At 42.7% G+C, this 17,369-nt stretch carries 12 protein-coding genes; 2 read left to right on the plus strand and 10 right to left on the minus strand.

Translation table 11 applies throughout. The features are described from left to right. Positions 1–183: 183 nt before the first annotated feature. The 9 genes from FNH22_RS00425 to FNH22_RS00465 all read right to left on the minus strand — a co-directional run bounded on the left by FNH22_RS00425 (position 184) and on the right by FNH22_RS00465 (position 11,961). On the minus strand, positions 184–2,811 hold the full coding sequence (locus FNH22_RS00425) for an FtsX-like permease family protein (RefSeq protein ID WP_143396313.1): 2,628 nt from the start codon (positions 2,809–2,811) through the stop codon (positions 184–186). Next, complete coding sequence (locus FNH22_RS00430; protein WP_143396314.1) at positions 2,808–3,131, minus strand: PadR family transcriptional regulator; 324 nt, start codon at positions 3,129–3,131, stop codon at positions 2,808–2,810. The genes FNH22_RS00425 and FNH22_RS00430 overlap by 4 nt, the downstream gene beginning before the upstream one ends. A 146-nt stretch (positions 3,132–3,277) precedes the next feature. Beyond that, positions 3,278–4,123, minus strand: coding sequence for a class D beta-lactamase (blaOXA, locus tag FNH22_RS00435; protein ID WP_143396315.1), 846 nt, complete (start codon positions 4,121–4,123; stop codon positions 3,278–3,280). 740 nt (positions 4,124–4,863) lie between these two features. Further along, entirely contained in the window at positions 4,864–5,370 is a 507-nt protein-coding gene (locus FNH22_RS00440; protein WP_143396316.1) for an ankyrin repeat domain-containing protein, read from the minus strand. Positions 5,371–5,508: 138 nt separating this feature from the next. Continuing rightward, positions 5,509–6,426 (minus strand): radical SAM protein, encoded by a 918-nt coding sequence (locus FNH22_RS00445; RefSeq protein ID WP_143396317.1) that lies wholly within the window; start codon positions 6,424–6,426, stop codon positions 5,509–5,511. Further along, entirely contained in the window at positions 6,404–7,132 is a 729-nt protein-coding gene (locus FNH22_RS00450) for a DNA alkylation repair protein (protein ID WP_143396318.1), read from the minus strand. The genes FNH22_RS00445 and FNH22_RS00450 overlap by 23 nt, the downstream gene beginning before the upstream one ends. 47 nt (positions 7,133–7,179) lie before the next feature. Beyond that, positions 7,180–9,972, minus strand: a complete 2,793-nt coding sequence (gene polA / locus FNH22_RS00455; RefSeq protein WP_143396319.1) for a DNA polymerase I — start codon at positions 9,970–9,972, stop codon at positions 7,180–7,182. A 56-nt stretch (positions 9,973–10,028) separates the two neighbouring features. After that, positions 10,029–11,282 (minus strand): 7TM-DISM domain-containing protein, encoded by a 1,254-nt coding sequence (locus tag FNH22_RS00460; RefSeq protein ID WP_143396320.1) that lies wholly within the window; start codon positions 11,280–11,282, stop codon positions 10,029–10,031. 220 nt (positions 11,283–11,502) lie between these two features. Further along, positions 11,503–11,961: a DinB family protein gene (locus FNH22_RS00465; protein WP_143396321.1), complete on the minus strand. Its 459-nt coding sequence runs from the start codon at positions 11,959–11,961 to the stop codon at positions 11,503–11,505. A 187-nt stretch (positions 11,962–12,148) separates the two neighbouring features. Here FNH22_RS00465 and FNH22_RS00470 point away from each other — a divergent pair, with 187 nt between their 5' ends. Continuing rightward, positions 12,149–13,804 (plus strand): amidase, encoded by a 1,656-nt coding sequence (locus FNH22_RS00470; RefSeq protein WP_143396322.1) that lies wholly within the window; start codon positions 12,149–12,151, stop codon positions 13,802–13,804. Positions 13,805–14,317: 513 nt separating this feature from the next. Further along, the gene (locus FNH22_RS00475; protein ID WP_143396323.1) at positions 14,318–14,686 is read left to right on the plus strand and encodes a hypothetical protein; all 369 of its coding nucleotides are present in this window, start codon (positions 14,318–14,320) and stop codon (positions 14,684–14,686) included. A gap of 116 nt (positions 14,687–14,802) precedes the next feature. On the opposite strand, the gene FNH22_RS00480 is transcribed toward FNH22_RS00475, so the two are convergent. Further along, complete coding sequence (locus tag FNH22_RS00480; RefSeq protein ID WP_143396324.1) at positions 14,803–17,358, minus strand: TonB-dependent receptor plug domain-containing protein; 2,556 nt, start codon at positions 17,356–17,358, stop codon at positions 14,803–14,805. Positions 17,359–17,369 lie beyond the last annotated feature (11 nt).

The following is a 17,369-nucleotide window of genomic DNA, read 5'->3' on the forward strand; positions in this document are numbered from 1 at the left end:
AACTTATCGGTCAATAAACACTCAAATAAGCCAGGCCTTCCAGCCGTTTTATTTTCTTGTGAAGATAATAAATTGTACGTAGCAGAAATACGATGTGACACAGGAACGCCGTGGATACGGATCCGTTTTTAGTGAAAGCACTTCTCCTCTTCCCGGAAAGTTCGATATGATTCAAATATCATGTTATTCATTCCTCAAATGTTGCACCGGGTTAGCCAGGGCTGCTTTCATAGTATTTGCTACGAGTATGAGTGAGGTACTCACCAATATTACAGCACATGAAACCACCACTGTAAAAGGGTCTACCCGGATGCGATAGGAAAATTGCTGTAGCCATTCGTTGGAGAAATATATGGCTGCGGGAATGCCCACAAGAAAGCCTGAGAGGATGAGTAGTATAAAACGCCGGGAGAGCAGGGAGACGATCTGCATAACGGAAGAACCGAGCGCCTTACGGATACTGATCTCTTTGCTTTTTTCCTCCGTAGTAAACAGCACCATACCATAAAGTCCCAAACATGATATGACGATACTCAGTGAGGTGAAAAACGTAAAAAGTTTAAGAAAACGTCTTTCATTATCGTAAACGGCCTGGTAGGATTCATCTACAAAATGAAAGCTAAAGAGTTCATTAAGAGAGAATTTTTTCCATATCTTTTCCAGGGCATCCAGGCTGGCATATACATTGTCCGAGTTCAAACGCAGTATAATGTTATCCTGGCTAACCCGTGAACCAGGCCCGGTGATAGTAAATACGGTAGGAAGTACTTTCGACAGCAAAGATTTGTAATGATAATCTTCTACCACTCCTATGATGGGGTGTTTAAATTCCTTGTTTAACTGTACTTCCCGGTTAATGGGGTCATCTGTCCCCATCAGGTTCATAGCAGCCCTGTTGATAATAAGAGGGCTTCCCGGCCCCAGGGGTATATCTCCAACGAAGTTGGTGCCATAAATAATGGGTATCTCCAGTGTCTCAAAAAAATCCTTATCCACCGATACGATATTTACAAAACGATTTTCTTTTGATGATGCCTCATCCCAGGAGAACGGCCCTCCGTTATTCATACTGCTCGGCAGCGCTTCTCCGGACACGGTAATGGCCTCAACACCTGAAAGCTTACCCATTTCAGCTTTGATCGTCAGGATCTTTTCCTGCAATGCACGATCTTCCACCTTAATACTCACCAGCTGGTCTTTATTAAACCCCAGATCTTTTTCAGACATAAAATGTATCTGCCGGAAAATAATGAGTGAGGTAACAATTAAGAAAATGGAAATAGCGAATTGAAAGGCTACCAGTACTTTTTGAAGTCTGTTCTTCCTCAAGAAATTATCTTGCTTATTGATCGCCCCGGCAGATGAAACGGATGTCAGTAACCAGGTAGGATACAAACCCGCCAGGGTACCGCTCAGGAAGATCACAAGTAAAAAAAACAGTAGGGAATCCCAGTTAAAAAGTATATCCAGAGGTATTTCTTTCCCTAAAAACCGTGTAAAAACAGGCCATAGCATAATGGCCAGGAACATACCCAGTGCAAAGCTAATGAGCAGGGTAAGGTTAGATTCTGTTATATACTGACCAAACAACTGGGCTCTGCTTGCTCCCATCACTTTACGCATACCCGCTTCTTTTCTTCGTTTGTTCATTCGGGCTCCCATGAGATTCAGGTAGTTGATCGTAGCAATGACAATAATGAAAATCCCAATAATGGAAAAGGTGATGATATACTTGACGTTACCTGTTACGGTCACTCCCTCCACTTCGCCGGAATATAAATGTATTTCATCAAAGGGTTGAAAGAAGAATGAATACTTATCGACATATTCGGGGCCAATAGCCCATTCAACAAATTCAGGTATGCGTTCCTGCATGTAATAGAGATCGTTTTTGTTAGGAATAAAGGCATACGTCTCCAGCCAGTAAAAGTCCCAATTCTTAGCAAAGCCCTGGTATAGATCAAACGTCGTGGTAATAGAACCTATTAACTTGAAAGGCAGGTCTGTGTTAGAAGGCAATGCTTTCAGCACGCCATCTACTCGCATTAATAACTCAGCATTTCCATCGTAGATCTTAGTTTTCAGTAACTGCCCCACCGGATTTACGCCTTTGCCAAAGTATTTTTCAGCTACTGCCTGTGTAAGTACCACTGTATTTTTTTCTGTCAGGGCATGTTCAGGATCTCCATGCAGGAAAGGCAGGCTGAATACATCGAATAAACTTGAATCTCCCCAATAAAACGCTGGCTCATAGTACCTCTCCCCTTTTTCCTCTATAAAAACGGGGTCCCATCCCAATCTGGCAAACTCTATCCTGCCTTCAAATTCAGTTAAAAAAGCTTCGGCCAAAGGGGAAGGAGTTTTTCCGGATAAAACCCCTGATTCAGGATAAAGTTTTAACACCCGGTATACCTGGTCTGAATTAGTATGAAAGTTATCGTAGCTCAATTCATAGCGTATGTAGGCGTATATAAACAGAAAAGAGACCAGGCTAATGGTAAGCCCCAGAACGTTGATGGAGGTAAACAGGCGGTGTTGCAGGAGTGACCGGATACTGATTTTAATGTTGTTACTGATCATCATGATGTCTATTAATGAAATAAAGAGTTCATCTACTTTCTTGATCTTATAAGGCTTGATAGCTAGTGTCATGCCTCTAAAGTAACCCGCTACCAGCTTTCGTTTGGGGAGTGTATCCTGCTTCCAGGTATACCATTCGTGCAGGTCACCCAGTATCTCGTCGGCAAACCGGTCTTTCAGAATCCATTCCAGTAAGCGGTCGATCCACTTTGGCGGATTTAGCTTACTCATTGACTGGTATCGGGCATCATATCCCACAACCTGTTACGGATACTTCGGGCACTTTCCAGGGCTGTTTGCCCTTCTGCCGTAATTTTGTAAAGTCGCTTGCTCCGTCCTCCTCTCTCATTACTGGCACCACCCACAAACGAGTCCACAAAACCTTTGTCCTCCAGGCGGTAAAGTGCTGTATGAATAGTACTCACTGTAACCGTCCGTCCAGTATGTTCCTCGATTTCTTTTAAGATAGAAATGCCGTAAGCCTCACCTTTTAATATGCCCACTATCAGCAGTACCATTTCTTCAAATTCACCCAGATGTGTACCTTTCATTGGTAATTATATTCGTAAATGTAAATCAAATATATCCGATTACATTTGCAAATGCCAAACAAATGCATTTTATTTTATTCTTAAATGTCAATATAATAAGAAAATGATATAGCCCAAGGAATAAAGATGACTGCCCTTTATGATCTTTAATTTGCCATGATACCCATGTGCCTCAAGGCCCGGTAAGCAACCTCTTTCTTGATCATAGGAAAAAATTTCATGTTAAATTGTTCCCTTGGCTCCACATTTACAGCAAAGAAATATACACCGTCGGTTGTTTCTACGTACCCTACAAACCAGCCATTATTATTCCCGTTTCTAACGGACCAGCCTGTCTTACCGCGTAAAACATACTTTTCATTCGCCTCCATTACCATCATCTGCTTCATGATACCTTCTGTTCTTTCGGAAATGGGCAACTCTGACATAGAAAACCTTTTTAAAAAATCAATTTGTTGGAATGGGTTGATCCTGGACTCTCCTTCCAGCCAGAAGACATCTATATTGCCTGAGTCTATTTTAATGTCTCCATAGTCAAGTTTATCCAGGTATTCATTCATCCTTTTCTCGCCAATCTTTCTGGCCACTTCCTGGTAGCAGGGCACGCAGGAATAATGAAAGGCATCCCGTAAAATTAAATCCTGTTCCCAGTTTTCCAGTGCTCTCTTTTCTCCGTTCCATTTGAATAATGTACTGTCATCTTCTAAAATACCTGTTTCTAAGCCAATGATAGAGTTAACGATCTTAAACGTAGAGGCCGGGAGATGCCCTTTACCAGCCCACTTGTAGTCATTAGAATAATAGAGATCTTGTTGAAGATCATAAATTAATATGGTGCCTTCGAGGTGAGCTGAATCAATCAAGGATTGAAATTCTGGCGTTACTATGTGCTTATCTTCCGGCACTTCGGATATCTCTTTTGCATCCTTGTTTTTTCTTTCAGAACACGATGTGAAAATCACCAGTGAAACCAGGAAAAGGGAGTATTTCATAATGAATTGAGCAGGAATAAATAGTTAACACAAACTGAGCTAAGCCAAAATTAGCATTTATTATCGTTGGAAGTGCCATGTGACACAAGTGTAGTGTTACAGCTCTATTGACGTTGAATATTATGGGATGAATTTTATTTCAATATTGGGAAGCTCTTGGCCAGTCAGCAAAAGGCAGTAAGCAAAAAAATAATTCTTGCCGACTGCCTTTTGCCTACTGCCGACTTTAATCGTTCAGCCACCACCATTTGAGGCTTGACACGACACTAGCACTACTTTTCAGATTTAAGTCATTGATAACCAGATCGTAATATTGGGTCATGAGTCTTCAGTATTGAGTACTAGGCTAGCGGTGAAATTTGTTTTCTTTCCGAAGGGTAGTGGGTGCACCACACCTACAGACCATGCTTCCCCCCTAAACAGGCTCTTTTTCACCTCAAAAACGCTGGGATATAGGAGCTGGCAGCATAACAGGTTTTTACTTCATGGTAAAATTTAGACCCTATGTTCTACACGGCCTCTTCAGACTTAACCACTCAATACTATGGACTGAATAGTACCGAAAGCTGACTTTTTACAGTTAAATAATTGATTAATAAAAAGTTAAACCTGACAAAGTAGTACTAGTCATTCAATGGCCCGGCCTCAGATATTATGCTGACTTTTAACATGGTTTCTCATCTCAGAATCTCTGAGCAAGATGATATTGGTCAAACCGCCACCACCTGTTAAAAACGAACTCACCTTATCTTGATATTGGTCTTTGTCAGCCCCCGTTCAGTTAGGTAAGCATATAACTCCTTAGCTTCTTCACCCCCCACTTTGGCATGATGCAATAGGGTAAAACCATGTGCTCCTTTTGAAAATAATAGCTCAGGGTACTCTTCCAAAACAGGCTTTACCAGGTCAGTCTTACCCAGCATGGTGAGCACCATTAAATTCACCCGGGCACCTTGTGCTATCAGGTACCTGGCTATTTCCTTGTTCCCTAAATGACCGGCCCCCTCTATTGCTTCTTCAAAATCACCATTGCCCCAATCGTATCGGCTATAGATCAAATTAGGATGATCGGTTAACATCTCCTTCACCTTGTTCAGATCTTTATGCCCGGCTACTACAAATTCCTTGACCGTAGCGGTTTTGAGAGGTTCAGGGTCCGTTTGCCAACGGGCGTTAGTAAAAATAGGCAAGGCAGATAAACCAAGTGAGGCGGTTATACCTGTTTTAATAAATAATTTGCGATCCATAACCGGGGTTTTGCACATAAAATACAACTTCAATCTGCAATAAACCATTAAAATCTATTATCAGCTGCCTTTAAAGGACAGTCAGTTGATTGCTAATGATAAAAGTGATTAGGTCATATGCATACTTCGAACCGGAAATTATTGAGTACTTCTACTTTTACTTAATGCGGCCTGTCTAATACCATCATTCAAGGTGTATTCATTACATAATTCTTTCATTTTTTTATAAAATGCATTTCTGTAATACATGGGCATTTCAGCCTTATGAGAAAAGAATTTATTGTATTTATCCAGTAATTCGGGGTAGTACTTTTCGATAGCGTTCATCATAAGTGTTCTGCTTGATGCCCGACCATCTCCGAATAATGTGATGGTAGCGGGTAGTACGTAATCTACTTTGGCCTCTTTTAACCTTGAAAACATGTGATGAAGTTGTTCGGTAGTATCCGATACATATGGTATCAATGGCATAAGGCTCACTCCGGTCAAAAAGCCTTCATGAATGGTCTTTTTTAGTGTCTCATATCTTACAGACGGCCTGGTAGCCCCCGGCTCAAATATTTTCGATACCTCATCCTGCAAAGTGGAAAAAGAAAATGATATGATCACCCTTCTCTTTAGCTCCTTTAAATCTTCCGGCAGGACAGAGCACTGATCAATTTGGTGCAAGAGATCAAAATCTCTTTCGATCAGGTCCGATTTGGTAATGATATGAACCGGAAATCTATGTTTCAGGACAGTTTTTAAGACTGCCCTGGTCAGTCCATAGTCCTTTTCAATTTGCAGATAAGGATCTGTGGCAGATGATATAACGATAAATCCGTATTGGTTCTTTTTAGCTCTATTGGCTAATTGTCTATCCAGGATTTCTACCGCATTGGCTTTGACCGACAGGCTTTTTTCCAGGTTCGTACCATATTTACTTCCCCTGATATAACAATACAGGCAATTGAAAGAGCAGCTGCTATAAGGGTTGACCGTATAGTCATCCAGGAACCAGCTATCCCGTTTCTTGGTCTTGTTTAATACAGATTTAACCAGAATTTCTTTTGGCATACCTGTTTCTACTTAACCCTATTTCAATTTTAGCTCTGAACCAATTGGCTACAGATGTTTTATCATTGATCTTATCTTTGAAAAAGTCAATAACATCAGGATGAAAAGCAGCCGTAGTTTTAGCCGCCCAACCCACTCCTTGTCTTATCTCTTTATCCGTTGAACCAGCGTTGGATAGTAAAATGCGGAATACGGTCCTTACATCTGCTTTACCCAGACCTTTTTTTATCGCATAATGAACTCCGGCGCCCAGCGACCGTACTACCCAGTTGCTATCAGACGTCGTCAATCTTTGTATTTCCGGGATAGTTCTCGCTGGTTGATTCAATAGCGAAAATCCAAACACCCGCTCTCCTATGATATCACAAACATACCAGACATCAGCCCGTGATATGTATTCGACCGTTTTTTGAATAGACAGCTCGAAATGGTCAGATAATTCATTTTGTAAGATAATACCCAATATAACATTACCACCTTCTGTTTTTAATGCCTCCAACTGATCACAGAAAGTGATGCGGTCCGGGTGAGTTAATGTGCCGTAAATGATTTTTCCACAGTATTCTAAAAGTGGGAATTTAACCTTTCTATTTAAGATATTACAATGCACCGCCTCAACTAACTCCGGCACGTTCTCACCATCATAGACTGAGAGGCACTTATCCAGGTGTTCTTTTACTTCTGCCTTTCGGGTTACTACTTGCATAGGTAATCTTTACATATCCCGGCAGAACTCCATAAGGTCCTACCGCTTTAATGCGCCTTCAGCCAATTCTCCCCGATACCTGCCTCCACTTCCATAGGCACCTCAAGCTTGGCGGCATTCATCATCAATGTGATCACGCCTTCTTTGACTTTATCCACTTCACCATGAGGTACTTCAAACACCAGTTCATCATGCACCTGCATGATCATTTTGGAAGCCATTTTTTCATCTTTGAGCCACTTATGGATATTTACCATAGCTATTTTTATGATATCGGCCGCGCTACCCTGTATAGGGGCATTAATAGCGTTGCGTTCTGCATAGCCACGCATAGTGGCATTACGTGAGTTAATGTCCCGCAGATAACGTCTTCGGCCTTCTATGGTTTCTACGTATTCCTTCTCCTTGGCTTTTTGAATGGAATCGTCCATGTACTGCTTAATACCAGGGAACTCGTTAAAATAGGCTTTGATAATATCACTGGCCTCCGATCGGGGAATACTGAGGTTCTGCGCCAATCCAAAGGCTGAAATACCGTATATGATCCCGAAGTTCACTTCCTTGGCTTTTCGTCGCATGGTAGGATCTACTTCATCCAACGGTACATTGAATACTTTGGCTGCCGTGGTGGAGTGAATATCCCTGCCGTTTTTGAAGGCCTCGATCATAGACCCATCTTTGGCAAACGAAGCCGCTATCCTTAATTCTATCTGGGAATAATCCGCGGAAAGTAACACATGGTCTGCATCCTTAGGAACAAAAGCTTTCCTGATCTCCCGACCTTTGGGAGTGCGTATAGGAATGTTCTGCAGGTTAGGGTTATTGGAACTTAACCTTCCCGTAGCGGCCACTGCCTGGTTATAGTCCGTGTGTATCCTGCCATCACGTGGGCTCACCATTTTGGGTAAAGCATCCACATAGGTGGATTTCAGTTTCTGATATTCTCTGAATTCCAGAATCTTTGAGGCTATTTCATGCTCATTGGCCAGCTTACTCAATATTTCTTCACCCGTAGCATACTGACCGGTCTTTGTCTTTTTGGGGTTTTCTACCAGCTTAAGCTCATCGAAAAGTACTTCGCCCAGCTGCTTGGGTGAGGCAATATTAAATTCCCGCCCGGCTATTTTAAAAATTTCTTCCTGCGCTTTAAGGCTCTCTTCCTGTAGCTCGCCAGACATGGAAGCCAACGCACTTTCATCAATCTTAACTCCCTCATACTCCATTTGGGCCAGCACTTGTACCAATGGAAGCTCTACCTTGTTCAGTAACTTTTTAAGGCTTTCTTCCGTCATAGCCTTTTCCAGTATTTCCTTGAGTTGTAAAGTGATATCTGCGTCCTCACCTGCATATTCTACCACCTCTTTAGGATCAAGGTCACGCATGTTCTTTTGATTTTTTCCCTTTGGGCCTATCAGCGTCTGGATGGAAACAGGTACATAGTTAAGGTATTGCTCTGCCATAGCATCCATACTGTGCTTAGTCTCCGGCTCTATGAGATAGTGCGCCAACATGGTATCAAACAAAGGGCCATCTACATGGATGCCATATTTTTTCAATACCAGCACGTCATACTTTATATTCTGTGCCACTTTCATAATGGAGGGATCTTCCAAAACACCCTTGAAAGCCGAAAGTATTTTTGTTGCTTCCTGAAAGTCTTCCGGCACAGGAATATAAAAAGCTTTGTGTTTTTCATAAGAAATGGCCAGACCCACTACTTCAGCCTCTACGGCATCTACGCCGGTAGTTTCAGTATCAAAGCAGAACTCTTTTTGTCCTTGAAGGGATTTAACCAATTGATCAATGGCTGTTTGTTCCTGAACCAGTTGATAATCATGCTCTACCGTTGCTATTGTTTGCATCACCCCCGGCTCTTTCTCTTCTTCGTTTGTTGCAGAAGCGCCGCTTCCCTGGCTAAACATATCCAGTTGTCCGGTCGAGCTGGTCCCGGCGTTCAGTTCCTGGTCAAATACACGTTTATGAATAGTACGAAATTCCAGTTCTTCAAAAATGGGCTTTAACTTTTCTTCATCCGGGCCATCATAATGCAGCTCATCTTCATTAAATGCTACCGGTACTTCTATGTTGATAGTGGCTAATTCTTTCGAGAGGATACCTTGCTCTCCAAACTCCTGCACTTTCTTTTGTTGAGCGCCCTTCAGTTTATCTGTATTGGCTACCAGATTTTCCACCGTACCATATTCTTTCAAAAGTTTGGAAGCTGTTTTAGGGCCTATGCCTGGGATACCGGGAATGTTATCCACACTGTCCCCTTGCAGACCTAACATGTCAATTACCTGGTCAATACGTTCAATGTCCCATTTCGCCAATACCTCCGGCACTCCCATAACATCCACAGCATTGCCCATATAGGCGGGCTTATAAAGAAAGATATGTTCCTCTACTAATTGACCAAAATCCTTGTCAGGGGTCATCATGTATACTTCGAAGCCCTTTCTGGCAGCCGTTTTTGCCAGCGTACCTATAATATCATCCGCTTCATATCCGTCTTTTTCGATGATCGGGATATTAAACCCTCTCAGAATCTCTTTCACGATAGGTATCCCGGTTTTTATATCTTCCGGGGTTTCTTCACGGTTAGCTTTATAAGCTTCAAATTGCTCATGACGGAAAGTGGGCGCAGAAGTATCAAAAGCTACGGCGATATGGGTAGGCTTTTGCTTTTGCAATACTTCCAATAAGGTATTGGTAAACCCGAACATTACGCCGGTATTGACGCCTTTGGAACTTATTCTCGGATTTTGGCTGAACGCAAAATGAGCCCTGTAAATCAAGGCATACGCATCCAGTAAAAATAATTTTTTTTCAGGTGCACTCATTCCATAAAGGTATGAAATGAGCCGGAATAAGAGAACGATATTTTACAAAGCCGACACTACCTTCCATGTATCCTGTACAAAGAAGACCGTTCTGATTCCAATGTGTCTATCCGATGATGGGCCTGTACAAAACCATGGATCAATACCAATCCATTGATAAAAAAAACCGCCAAATAGGCCATATTAAGATAAAGCAGGTTGATAATGCTGGAATGATTATAGGCTATATACTCTATGAAAAAAATAACTACTCCTACCGCAATACCCGTCGCAGAAAACCATGCTTCAGGTTGCTTTTTGTAAATGGCCTGAATAATAACATATAATGCATTGATCAGACCCAGCCCTGCAAAAATGAAGAACCCTTTCAGTAACAAGGTAAAAATATCGGTAGGTAATACGAGGGCAGAAACGATGAATATGAAATTAATAATGTTAAGTATACCCGTAAATAACACCTTGCTGTATTGAAATACATGATGAATGAATAACATACCCATCAGGAAACTTAAGTACAAACTGAGGTATTCCAAACGAAGTGACACATTCCAACTCATATCCGGAAATAGATTGTTGACCAGATAATCATGCGCGATCACCACCCGTATCGCCCAAAAAAAGCATAAACAACTAAAATATAAGTATTGTCTTAATTTCGAACGGAAGATGAAAAAGGTGAGGAAATATGCCGCCATCAGTATCAAACCACCCAAAAAAAAAGTGTCTCCAAAAGTGATCAATTCACGATGTTTGAGAATATCTTCAAAGGACCCTACTAAAATGGGCTTATGTACTCCTCCGCGACTATGATGAAAGTTAGCTACCTGCAAGAGTAATTCTACCTCTTTGTTCAACCCTTCCAAATGCACCAGCTTCTCTTCCCAATCAGGCTGTGTACTTGCCCGGGAGTTTCCTACCTGCCCATTTTCAGCTTTTATTTCTCCATTGACAAAAAGCCGGTAAGCAGAATAAACGTTAGGGACCAATAAGGTCAACCTGTCCACATCCTCATGGAGCAACATCTTCAGCCTGTAAGTACCGTAACCTTTGGAAGGCAGGTCATAAAAGCTCCATACATTGGGCACTACCATGTATTTTAAGTCCGGGATCATCGCCCTGATAGAATCATCAGAGGACAAAAGGTGGTGCCAATAAAACTCCCACTGGCCTATCAGTGGGATAATTTCCTGGTGTGAAAATTTGAGATCACTGAGGTCAATTACCCCAACCTTTGCCTGGCGGCTATTTTGGGAAAAACTATTTCCTAAAGACAAAACGACTAAGAACGCTATTACTGCACTTTTCAACATAACAACCAACTTTCAACGACGCTCTTAAATACCACCGGAATGGGTGATAGTAACCGTTCAAAAAGGTGTGTTAATGCTCTGAACCCATCAAATGCAAGATTTTCAGTCTTTTAGCAAAAATGTTAATGAAGTCAAGATAACTTCGCTTCAGCAGGGATATTTTAAATATTTACCTAACACTTAACAGCCCCATACCTGGTATATTATCATTCTAAGCGACCTATTTAAGCCTGCGATACGCAATAAAGTCCGTTACGGGCGGCTCTATGTTTTTAGCTTTAAGCGCAAGCGCTATCTGACCTCTGTGATAAGTACTATGATTAACCATATGGGTTACAATCTCTCTTATGGTACTTTCAAACCTCTTTTCTTCACTGTTCTTATAGAAGATCATCTCTTCAAACGTGTCGAACTGGTGTTCATCCATGTAATTAAGCCAGTTGGTAGAACTCTCCATGGTCATGGTACGTAATTCACGAAGTTTGTACTGTTCCCAGATAGGAAAAGGAGATGTAGGAAGGTCTTTGATCCTGTTTAGCCAAACTATCTGTGCGCTGATCAGGTGACTGAAGAGGGTCAGCAAATGGTCATCTTCAATGGCATGTTCTTCATAAGTGATCAGCACCCTTTGATTGGCCCAATCGTTGTACTTCATCAGGTCTTTAAAATGTTTCTTCATAGGTATATCATTTGGTTGTCAACAAGTGCATAAGTTTTTCTACTGTCATCCAGTGCTGGCCATCAGCGCCTTTCCACCTAAACCGTAAACCCATCTCATGCCATTGGTTTTTTATACAGGCGGTCGAACATAGCTTTTAAAAGCTGATCAATCCCACTAAATTAGAGTTAAGCAAAAATAAAAATTTATGAAGATTTTAACGCCTGTTGGTTTAGTAGTAGCACTAACCATCTTAAGCTCATGTACTAACACCACCTCCAAGCCTGGAAATATAGACTCCATAGCGGTAATGGAGCCGTATTTTAACCTGGAATATACAGCTTCCGAGCGCGATTCGCTCCGTGAAAATGTGTGGGGAAGGGCAGCGTTGCTACGTGAATTACATAAATACAAGTTGCCAAACTCCACGGTCCCGGCATTAGATTTCAACCCCCGCCCTGCCGGCTTCCAACTTGACAATGACCAAAAGGCACTTAATTTTAATCTCCCTTCCAATGTGAAGCTACCTGAGGATCAAAATGCACTGGCCTTTTATACTGTAGCAGAGCTTTCTTACCTGATCCGCTCTGAGCAGATCTCATCTGTTGACCTGACCCGATTTTTCCTGGAAAGGATCAAAAAATATCAGGATACACTGCAATGCCTTGTCACACTGACCGAAGACCTGGCCATAAAACAGGCGGAACGAGCGGATAAGGAATTGGCGGCCGGGAAGTACCGCGGACCATTGCACGGCATTCCATATGGTGTTAAAGACCTTCTGGCGCTGGACGGTTACAAAACTACCTGGGGCGCTATGCCTTATAAAGACCAGGAGCTTGCCGGAACAGCTACTGTTATTAAAAAGCTGGAGGAGTCAGGAGCGGTATTAGTAGCTAAATTAACATTAGGCGCATTGGCCATGGGGGATATCTGGTACGGTGGCGTTACAAAAAACCCCTGGAATATTGGACAGGGTTCCAGCGGTTCATCTGCGGGTTCCGCATCAGCCACTGCCGCAGGGCTGGTACCCTTCGCCATAGGTACGGAAACATGGGGCTCTATTGTCTCTCCTTCTACACGTTGTGGTACCACAGGATTACGCCCTACTTTTGGCAGAGTCAGCCGTTCCGGCGCTATGGCATTGAGCTGGTCCATGGATAAAATTGGTCCTATCACCCGATCAGCACGTGACGCGGCGATGGTTTTTGATGTGATCAAAGGAAAGGATGGAGAAGACCGCACGGTCGTTGAGGCAGCCTTTAACTTTGATGCCACCCAGGATATAAAGAACCTGAAAGTGGCCTATCTAAAAACACTTTTTGACGAATCCGGAAACAAAGCAAATGACAGTCTTACCCTTGTCCACTTCGAGGAAATGGGTGTGAAAATGGAGGCAATAGAGTTACCTTCCGATATCCCGGTCATGGCACTTTCCATGATACTGGCAGGTGAAGCGTCCGCCGCTTTTGACAACCTCACCAGGTCAAATAAAGATGACCTGTTAGTAAATCAAAAAAAGAGCGCCTGGCCCAATTACTTCCGTTCCAGCCGCTTTTTATCTGCTACAGACTACGTCAATGCTAATCGCATAAGATATGAACTGATTCTCCGGGTCAATGAACTATTTCAGGAGTATGACGCCATAGTATGTCCCAGCTATGGCGGAAACCAGCTATTGATGACAAACCTTACCGGACACCCTTGTGTAGTATTGCCCAACGGGTTTAATGAAAAAGGAAGTCCCACCAGCTTTTCGATTATCGGCAATTTATACAAAGAGGGGAACCTTCTTGAGCTGGCGCATACTTATCAGGAAGCTACCGATATAGATGAAAAACATCCTGAAATGTTTATGAATTAGGTTTAACATCATTTCCTGATAAGAATAAAAGTCATAAGTTTTCTTATGATCACGTCATAGACAGGATAAAATTTACCTGTTCTCTTTCTCTCTCCAACGTCATTGCCTTACTATCTCGACATCATTGCGATGACGACGATAGGAGGAAGAAGCAATCTCACCATCACCGGACGTAGACCAAATCGCTTTACATCACACGACCAGGAGACTTCCACAGTCGTACCCTCCTCCATCGCAGTGACGTCCGGGCATTTTTTTACTTTACTCATGTCATAGCCCATCTAAATACACTTTCAGGTACAGCGGTATACGCTGACGAAAAATAGTCCGATCCTTTCGACAATTAATTTTCAGTAGGGGTGGTATTATTTATGCCATACCTGTTTTAAGCGTAAGGCAACCAACTGACAGCAAAATTTCAAAATCAATATGAATACGAATAAAATCACATTCCTAACCACCAAATTGATAGCATACCCAGTCCATAAAAAAGTAGTATCCGGTCTAAAACATATGTTATGGATTTGTTCTTTTCTCATGACCATGGTCACTTCAGCTCACATATATGCCTATGACGCTGCTCGCATTGATCCGAATAGTATGGGGATGACTCACAATGAAATACATCCATCCATAAGGAGCAAGAAACCAGGGTTTGTTGCATTGGATGAAGAGGAATTCGTGGCCAGTACGCTTTTACCACAACATGAAATCGGTTCAGTGCCCCTCGCAAAAAAGGAAAAAGATTTTACCCTGTACTATATAGGTATGTTCACTGGTCTCTTTTTAACGTCCATTGTAAAACTTTTTGCACTCTTAATTGAAGTTTTAGTTAAACGCAAGGCCAATATTTTTTTTACTTCCCACTCGTCATTGCGATGATAATGGCAGGGAGAAGAAGCAATCTCACCATCGCTGGACGCGAACTAAGTCGATTTGCACCACACGAGAAGGAGACTGCCGCAGTCATAAATTCCTAAAGGCAGGGACATCAGATATCACCACTGAAAATTAATCATCACATTAGGAGCAAAACCAATGGCATATCTACCTTCAAAGGAAGTTACAGGGCCAAAGGTCACTTCACCCTCTTCCACGAGGTTGTTCTCATCGTAAACGTTGAGTAGTGAAAGCCCTAAAGAACCTTTCCACCGTCGTTTTCGTGGCGAAAAATCATATACGACCGCCATGTCCAGTTGATGTCGCGACGGAAACCGGCCATTATACGATTCCGAAGGCACCGGCTCGTTGGGGTTTGCCGGAGGTCCCTGAGATATTCCGGGTTCCGGAAAAAAAGTACTTTGTGAATAATCAGGTACACCGGAAGAAAAATGCCATCCCGCTGAAAACTTCCATCTTCTCCAGGGCAAGGTGCCGGTAATATTAAAAACATGCGGCTGATCGTAATACGTTTTAAAGGTTTGCTGGTTTAATTCGACAAAGTCCATTTCGGTGTATAAATAGCTATAACTTATCCATGCATCCAAAAGACCCCAGTTTTTACGTATCAGCAGGTCTGCCCCATAGACGGACAGGCCTCCGGATATAAATGGATCAACATTTCCCGGTCCCGGATCAGGGGTATCTGTAAACAGGTCTTCCACCTGCTTCTGATGAAGCTCCAGGTCTATCATCCACCCATTTTTATCCCACAAACCACCCAGCATCCACTGACTACTTTTCACGACAGGCCTGCGACTATCGGCCAGGCCCCATGACAAGTTTTCTGCACGCGTATCTTCAAAATCAAAGAATACCGCCTGGGTAATGTATTGGCTGTACATGCCTGCACTGGATTTAAGAGACCAATTAGGGGTAAGTTGATAATTGAGGGAAACACGAGGTTCAAGCCGGTAGTCTTTGGTCCTTGAGTAATAATTGCTTCGTATCCCGGCATTCAATGTCATTTTTTCCAGCAGTTGAGCAGAGTGGTTCACAAAAAAAGCATGCAAAAAGGCCGACCGGTCCGAGATTATCGCTTCAATAGCCTGTCCTCGTAACCTACCCTCTCTTTTACTCATCACCTCATGACGATTTAGCTCATAACCGAACTGAAGTGTTTTACCTCCGGCAGTTCCAAACTCCACGTTATTTTCAACTTTGAAACTCCAGTCGTTGATCTCATTTTCAAAAGTATCTTGTAAAAAAGGAGGGCGATCTTCAGGGTCAATGAATATGGTGGAATTGTACTTGTACATCGACCGCATCAATGAAACATTTGTATTAAATACGGAAGACCAATATGCCAACCATTGGAGGTTAGCGCCACGGTTTTGTAAACGATAGTTGGTGAACTGAAGACTGTTGTTATTCAGGTTCTTTATAGACACTTCCTGTTGATTATCCACGTCAAGCAAGCTGATGAATACCTGCCCGTTCTCTGTGTTCACCGTTAGATTAGCATTAGAATCCCTGAATCGAAAGTCATCCTCCAATACGCTTTGTACAGGATTATTTTCTGCCAGGGAAGCTATCGAGGGCTGAAATACCATATCATTAATGGCCTCCAGTTTTGGTGATCGCCAGCTGCCTGGGTAGGCCAGGCGGGTTGTGCCATTGAAAGCCACTTTTTCACTTACCGGAATAGTCACAATAGCCGCTCCAAAATAGCTGTTGAGCCCTGCTTTGTACGTAGCTGAATCCGGTATTGTCCTCCTGCTTTCCAATTCGAGCGCACCCCCTACACGTCCGCCGAGGGCAGGACCAAAGCCACTGCGGTATACCCTTACTTTTTCCACTATCCATGGGTTATAAGGTGAAATGGCCCCAAAGTAGTGCCCTTTATGGTAGATGGGAATATTGTCATACAATACCAGCGTTTGGTCTGTAGTACTACCCCGTATATGAAGGTTCCCGGCTTTGCCATTAGGAGCTGAAATTCCAGGTAAATTCTTCACCGCCAGAAAAACGTCGCCATCGGTTTCTCCGGGTAAGAGCGCCATATCGTTTGTGTTGATCATTATGCTGTGATCGTCACGCGTCAGGTTAATGCCCTTGCTCAGATAATTGACCACCACCTCGTCTAATGTAGTAGCGCTGAACCGGAGCGGCACATCCGTACATTCCGCTTCTAACAGGCTTCCCGCAGCTACATTTGTTTGCTCATAACCGATAAATCGAAAACTCACGGTATCCTGGAAAGTCAATGATTTACTGAACCGGGCATACCCTTTTTTGTCTGTGGTTATATTGGCCGGTTGCTCGTTCAACAAAATCTGAACACCGCTCAAATCACCTCCAGACCCCTGATCAACAAGACGTACACAAACATTATACGCTATTTTTTTTACCAGGATAATGTCTTCATCGACCTTGTCAAACACCAGCCCTGTCTCACGGTTAGCCAGGGCAAGGAACGTTTCCAGGGAAACACGCTCATAATCCACCGTAACTACCAATGGGTCTACTATATCATCCGCAAACGAAAAGGTGATGTGGTGATGTGCCTGTAAATAGCTTAAAACCTCTCTCAGCGGCCTGGGGCTTGCTTGCCCCCATCCGGTAAATGGAAGTAGGCAAAAAGAAAAAATTGTTACTAAAAACAGTTTGGTCATACTATGGCAAA

The sequence above is a fragment of the Fulvivirga sp. M361 genome (assembly GCF_007097395.1).
In the GTDB taxonomy this organism is placed as follows: Bacteria; Bacteroidota; Bacteroidia; order Cytophagales; family Cyclobacteriaceae; genus Fulvivirga.